Source organism: Frankia sp. R82, from assembly GCF_023716925.1.
Lineage (GTDB): Bacteria > Actinomycetota > Actinomycetes > Frankiales > Frankiaceae > Frankia.
The window spans coordinates 1-6289 of record NZ_JAMQQG010000249.1 but is presented as its reverse complement, the minus strand read 5'-3'; the positions used below and the strand labels follow the sequence as shown (position 1 = coordinate 6289).

The window sequence follows — 6289 nt, the reverse complement described above, 5'->3', positions numbered from 1 at the left end:
GCACCGCCCGCACCGCCCGCACCGCCCGCACCGCCCGCACCGCCCGCACCGCCCGCACCACCGTCGCGGTGCTGGCGGTCGGCCGCGCGCAGCTGTGCGACGAGAGACCCGATGTACCAGCGGCGGAACGCGACATGCTGCGGCGGTGACTCGACGGTGAGCAATCGGGCCGCCCGGGCGTAACCCTCGATCTCCTCGAGCGCCGCCAGATACTGCTCGGCGTCGGCTGCCGCGCTCGAGGGCAGGACGAGTTCCAGCGGCGTCCGGGGCTGCCCGCTCGCGGCCGCCGCCAGGGCCTGCCGTTTGATCGCCTGGCGCGGCCCGGCGAACCGGGTGGTGACGATCGTCAGCAGCTCGGCGAGCCGTTCGGGCACCGCCACACTCGTGCCCGACGCGGCGCCCCCGGCGGCCAGGGTGAACTCGCGGACCAGCCCGTCCACATGGTTCTTGGCGGCCAGCAGCAGATCGGTGGGCACATCACCGAGCCGGACGACATGCCCCGGCGAGGACGGCGGCGGACCGGTCACCGGCAGCATCTGTGGGCGAACCCCGCGGATGCCGGTAAGCCCGCGAACCGCCGCGGTGTGACCGTCCGTCTCGCTGTCGTTGTCACCGGCGGTGTCGGTGGGGCGGAACTCGGCCCAGACGACCTTGCCGGTGGGCAGCGGATCGACCCCCCAACGGCCGGACGCGGCGGCGACCAGCACCATCCCGCGACCGGTCAGGGCATCCCCGCCAGCCGGCGGACGCACCGGCAGGACCCGGCTTCCGTCAGCGACCTCGATCCGCAACGCCGCCCCACCCAGGCGGACGCGCACCTCGATCGGCGCGTCACCGTGCAGCAACGCATTGGTCGTCAGCTCGCTGAGGACGAGGCAGGCGTCATCCCTGAACGGCTCCCAGCGCCCACCGGCGAGCAGTTTCGCCACCGTCCGGCGCACCGTGTCAACACCGCCGGACCGGTCGTCCAGCCGAAGGACGACCACGCCATCCGCGTCGACCAGGTCGTCGGAACCGGCCGGGTGGTCGGAGCGGGCCGAGCCGTCGGAGCGGGCCGAGCCGTCGGAATCGGCCGGGTTGTCAGCAGCGGCCGAGCCGTCATAGCTGGCGGTGCCGTCGCTGGTGGCCGAGCTGTCTGCCCTGGCCCAGACGTTGGGTCCGTTCACACTGACCGGCCTCCCGCACCGGCCGGCCACCTCAGGATGCCGGCACCTAGACGGTCCGATGAGACGCCGCTGCCCGCACTGTCTCCGCGCCGTCCAGCATGCCAGAGAAGTCAGCGATTCCCGAGCGGACCGCCCGACCGGGGGTGTTCGGTGACGTACCCGCGCCGGGACGTGTCCACCTCGCCCACACGGACAGCAACCCGTCCGCCGCCTCCGCCACACCCGCTACGAGCCCCGACGCACGGCATGCCGGCCACCGGCCGTGCCCCACCCGGGCGGCACCGCCGCCCGTCGTGCGGCCGTTCGCCTTCGCCGCTCGGCTGGTCGCCTTTGGGATCGGACGGGTCGACTTCCTCGTTCGGCTGGTCGGCCTCGCCGTTGTCGGTAATGTTGAGCCGTTTACGTCCGATTGGTTTGTCGGGCGTCGAATCCGAGGAGCGGCACAGGTGAGTCTCAGCAAGCGGGCCCGGCAGTTCCAGGAAATGCTCGATGGTCGTGGGCTCGATCTGGAGGTGGTGGAGCTGTCGGACTCCACCCATACTGCCGACGACGCCGCCCGCGCCCTGGGCTGCGCGAAGGAACAGATCGTCAAGTCCCTGGTCTTTCGCAACACCGCGACCGATGGCCCCGTGATGGTGCTGGCCAGCGGCCCGAACCGGGTGGACGAGGCGAAGATCGCGGCCGTGCTCGGCAGCGAAATAGGCCGGGCGAACGCCGCCTACGTCAAACGGACCACGGGTTTCCCCATCGGAGGCGTCCCCCCGCTCGGCCACCGGGAGCCAATGCTCCTGTTCGTCGACGAGGACCTTCTACAGTATGACGAGGTCTGGGCCGCCGCCGGCACCCCCAACGCCGTCTTCCGCATTCCCGGCAAGATCACCAGCATTCTCGACGAGCACATCGTCCTCCCCGTAACCTGACCCGCCCCACCCCGCCGAAAGCGCGTGCCACCGGTCAGGGGAGGTCGACGACGATCACGGTGATGTTGTCGCCGCCGCCGGCGACCAGGGCCGCGGAGGTGAGATGCCGGGCGACGGCGAGGGGCGATGCGTCCGCGGGGAGCTCCTGAACGCGGGCGGCCAGTCGCTCCGGGGCGGACAGGTAGTTCCACAGCCCGTCACTGCACAGGATGAGACGACCGGATCCGGACGGCGTGCACGTGATGACATGCGGCACCGTGCCGGGGCTGGATGTGCCCAGCCACCGGGTGATGGTGTGGGAACCCGGGCCCGACTCGGCGGTCCCGGCCGGTCGCAGGCCGGCCCGCACGGCCTCGGCGGCCACGGTGTCGTCCCGGGTGAGCAGCTGCGGTCCGGACTGGTCGAGCAGGTAGGCGCGGCTGTCCCCGAGCCAACCGATGGTGATCTGCTCGGACGTGACGATCGCGGCGACGAAGGTGCAGGCCGGCGAGTCGTGGCTGTCGACGACGGAGGCCAGGGCACCTCGCTCGGCGGCGGCCGCGGCGGCCCGCAGCGCGCTCGGCTGCCAGGCGGTGCCAGGTCCGTCGCTTGGATGGCGACGGGGCCCCAGCGGACGTGTGTCGCCGGCTACGAAGTCCCCCCCGACGGTCGGCGCGTCGTCGTCCCCGACGTCACCCGCGTCCGCACCACCCGCATCCGCACCACCCACGGTGACGTCGCCCGCGAGGTGCGCGGCGACACCGCCGGTGGCAGGCACACCGTCCACGGGGGTACCTGGTCCGGCGCCGCCCGCGATGGCCTCGTCGGCGGGGAGCACGGCGGCGGACATGGTCGTCGCGATGTGGGCGAGCAGGTCGACGGCGTCACGGGCCGCGCGGACAGCGGCCGGACCGGAGCCGGGAGCCGTCGACACCCCGTCGCAGACCGCGGCGAGAGTGATCGACTCGGCGTGACCGGCCAGGCTGCCGTTGCCTGACGCGTAAGCCGACCCGTCAACGCGAGCCGACCCGCGGTCGGGGATGTCAGCTCCAGCTGGGACGGTGGCGTCGCTGCGGGCGGGGGGCAGCTGCACGGTGCGCAGGGCGTAGCCGTCCTCGTTGGTCTGGTGCACCAGACCGACGTTGCTGACGGCAGCAGCCGCGCCGAGATCGAGCTCGCCGTCGTCGCCGCCGTTTCCGACCATGGACGCGACGATGTCGACAGTCGGCGTGTCGTCGGTGACCGGCACGCTGTGGGCGTCCGGCGCGGTGCTGTCGGTGGGAGCCCGGTGAGCGACCGGCGCCGTGCCGTTCGCGGGCGAACCTGCCGGCGTCGGCGGAAGCGGCGGCGTGGGGGAGGCAGGAGAGGTCATGGGTGGCATCACAAAAGGGTTCGGGGGCGAATGCGGTTGGCGAGGTCCACCAGGCGGTGGCGTTCGGTGCGGGTGGGGGCGTGGCGGGCGAGGGTGCGGTAGGCGTGCTCCAGACCGAGGCGGACGGGCACGGGTTGCAGCGGAGTGCCGGCGATCTCGGTGCCCGGGTCGGGAGCCTGGGCGCCGGAGCGTAGCAGGCGCAGCGCATCGGTGAGCAGATCACGGGTCAGCTCTGCCCGGGTGGCCGCGGGCAGGTCCAGGTCGGCGAGGATGGCCGAGGCACTGCGCAGCCCGGCGAGGTTCGGCGTGGCCGGGTCGTCACCGGCCGAGCCGAGCGCCCGCACCAGGTGGATGCGTGACTGCACGTGATCGCCCGGCGTGGGCGACACCCGGCGGTAGGCCTCGAGGGCCCCGGTGCGGTCACCGGCGGCCAGCCGCAGCCGGGCCAGCCCGAACGCCGCGCTTGCGAAGCTGGTGTCCGTGCGGGAAACCAGGTCGTAGAGCACCCGGGCACGATCGTCGTTACCGGCGGACTCGGCGGTGACCGCGAGCGCGAGCTTCGGCGCAAGCTCGCCGGGCACCTCGTCGTAGACCCGGTCGAACGCGATGGCGGCGCCGTCGGTGTCACCCTCGGCCAGCAGCAGCAGGCCACGCTGCCAGTGGACGCGCCACTGCCGCGGGTCGGCGGCCAGGGCGGCGTCGAGCAGCGTGCGCGCCGCGTCCCGGTCACCGGTGCGCAGGTGCAGGTCGGCCAGGCGCAGCCGGGCGGCCGGGCTGGACGCCCCCAACGCGGCAAGCAGAGCCGCGAGCTCGGCAGGCGGGACGTCGGGCAGTGTCGCGAGGGCGACGGCGGCCGGGTCGTCCGGCGGGGCGAGCAGGCGGGGCAGCGCCGTCCACGGCAGCACCGGCCACCTCGGTCGCCCGCCATCGGCGGGTGTGGTGTCGACGGCGGTGCCGCTGCCCGTGGCCCTGCTGGCAGCCGCGCCAGTACCGGGGCCGGAGCCGGTGTCGGGGGCGGAGCTGGTGTCGGGGCCGAAGCGGGTGCTGCGGACGGGGGGCGGGGACGGCCGGCCGCGTTCGGTCGCGACGATCTCGCGCAGCACCCCGAGCAGCTCGCCGCGCAGGTCGTCGGCCCGGTGGAAGCGTCTTGCCGGGTCGCGGGCGGTGGTCCTGGCCAGCAGCCGGGCCAGTGACTCGTGCCGGGCGAGCACGGCATGGGCGGACGCCGGGGGCAGGCTGAACCGGTAGGTCGAGGTGAAACCGCGCAGGTCCAGAGCCAGCGCGGCCAGGGTTCGCCCGACGGCATACAGATCGCCGGCCACCGACGGCCCGTCGGTGCCCGCCTCCGGTGCCTGGAACCCGAGCGCCCCCACCGCGGCACCGCCGCGGGCACCGCCCGCACGACGTTCGAGGCGTTGCACGGCCCGCAGGTCGATCAGCCGCACCTGGTGCCCGCTGGCCATGATGGTGTCCGGCCGGACATCCCCGTAGACCAGGCCGCGGCGGTGCAGATAGTCCAGGGCGGGCAGGGTGGCCAGGACGTAGGCGATCGCGGCGATCACCGGCAGGGGGTCAGGCCGGCCCGCATCTGTCTGCCGTCGTCGTTGCATCTCACGAAGCGTAAGACCAGCGACGTGTTCCGTGACGAGATAGCTGGTGTCGCCGTGCTCAAGACACGTGTGGGCCTTCACGATCCCGGGATGGTCCAGCTCGGTGAGAAAACGGCGTTCGGCCATGGCCGCTACCCGGACGTCGCGTTCGGGGGCGGTGCTCAGCCCGCGAAAGACCACCCGGGCGTCCGCGGCGGCGGTGTGGTCGCGGGCCAGGTAGGTCCAGCCGTGGGTGCCGTGGGCGAGCACCCCCTCGATCTCGTACCGGCCGATCTGATCGCCCGGGCGCAGGGACGGACGCAGCGAGTACGGCTGACCGCAGCCGGCGCAGAACCCCTCCGCGAGTGCCTGCTGGCCGGCCCGCGCCCGTCCCACCGGCTCTCCGCAGCCTCGGCACAGCCGCAGCCGCAGCGGCAGTCGCGGGTCGTTGAGCAGCAGCGACGTCGGATCGGGCTGCTCGACCGCGGGCAGTTCCACCAGCCCCGCCCCCAGGCTGTCGGCCGCCCCCGCACCGCCCGCCGCCCCCGTCCCGCCCGCTGATCCCGCCACGGCGGACCAGCCGGCTGCCGCGCCAGCGCCAGCGCTGTCGTCACCGATCGCTGCATCTGCACCGCCGGCCGCGTCGGCGGCCCGGACCTGCGCCTTGTCTGCCGTCCGACGGTCCGCTCGGCTGCCGGCCGCGGCCCAGGGCCGCCCTGCGCCGACCCGGGGCGCCGGATAGCGCGCCGGAGCTACCGAGGCGGGACGTGCCACGCCCGACGGGTCACCGGCTGCCCAGACGACCGGTGGTGCGGCGACCGGCAGCGGTCCGACCGGGGCACCGGACTCCGACGGCCCGTCCGACCAGCCTGACCAGCCTGGTCGCGGCGGCAGCGTCGCCGCGTCGGGATCACTGCCCGGATCACTCACCGGGCCACGCCCGACCCCGCCGTCACGGGCGACCCCGCTGTCACGGGCAGCGCCGCCGTCACGGGCGGCACCGCCGTCCCTGGGACCGGCCGAGCCGGAGTCGGAGTGCGCATCACCGGAGGGCGTCGGGGGCGCCGCGTGGGAGGTCCGGGACGCCCGGGGCGCGGCGGGGGAGGACGACACGGCGTGGGCGGGGGAGGCCAGGGAGATGGCAGGGGATACCGGTGGGACGGCCGGGGCCGGCGGGGCGGCGGCGTGCAGCTGGGCCGGTTATGAATCGTCGAGCAGAACCACGCCCCCTCGGGGCAGCACATAAGCGTAGGCTAGCAGCCC

Annotated in this window: 4 protein-coding genes; 1 reads left to right on the top strand and 3 read right to left on the bottom strand. The window is 74.2% G+C overall.

Annotated features, from left to right (window positions below; translation table 11 throughout):
* The coding region (locus ND747_RS19600; RefSeq protein ID WP_251735261.1) for an ATP-binding protein at window positions 1–1166 on the bottom strand (1166 nt) is incomplete at its 3' end.
* Between the two features lie 446 nt (window positions 1167–1612).
* Between ND747_RS19600 and ND747_RS19595 the strand changes: the two genes are divergently transcribed.
* Window positions 1613–2086, top strand: coding sequence for a YbaK/EbsC family protein (locus ND747_RS19595; protein WP_251735260.1), 474 nt, complete (start codon window positions 1613–1615; stop codon window positions 2084–2086).
* A gap of 34 nt (window positions 2087–2120) precedes the next feature.
* Here ND747_RS19595 and ND747_RS19590 read toward each other — a convergent pair whose 3' ends face one another.
* Window positions 2121–3437, bottom strand: a complete 1317-nt coding sequence (locus ND747_RS19590; protein WP_251735258.1) for a PP2C family serine/threonine-protein phosphatase — start codon at window positions 3435–3437, stop codon at window positions 2121–2123.
* Window positions 3438–3445: 8 nt separating this feature from the next.
* Window positions 3446–5956, bottom strand: a complete 2511-nt coding sequence (locus ND747_RS19585; protein WP_251735257.1) for a tetratricopeptide repeat protein — start codon at window positions 5954–5956, stop codon at window positions 3446–3448.
* Window positions 5957–6289: the final 333 nt, after the last annotated feature.

What these genes read in the sequence shown, in the direction of transcription:
- ND747_RS19590 (WP_251735258.1), bottom strand. Translation starts at nt 3,437, where the DNA reads ATGACCTCTCCTGCCTCCCCCACGCCGCCGCTTCCGCCGACGCCGGCA.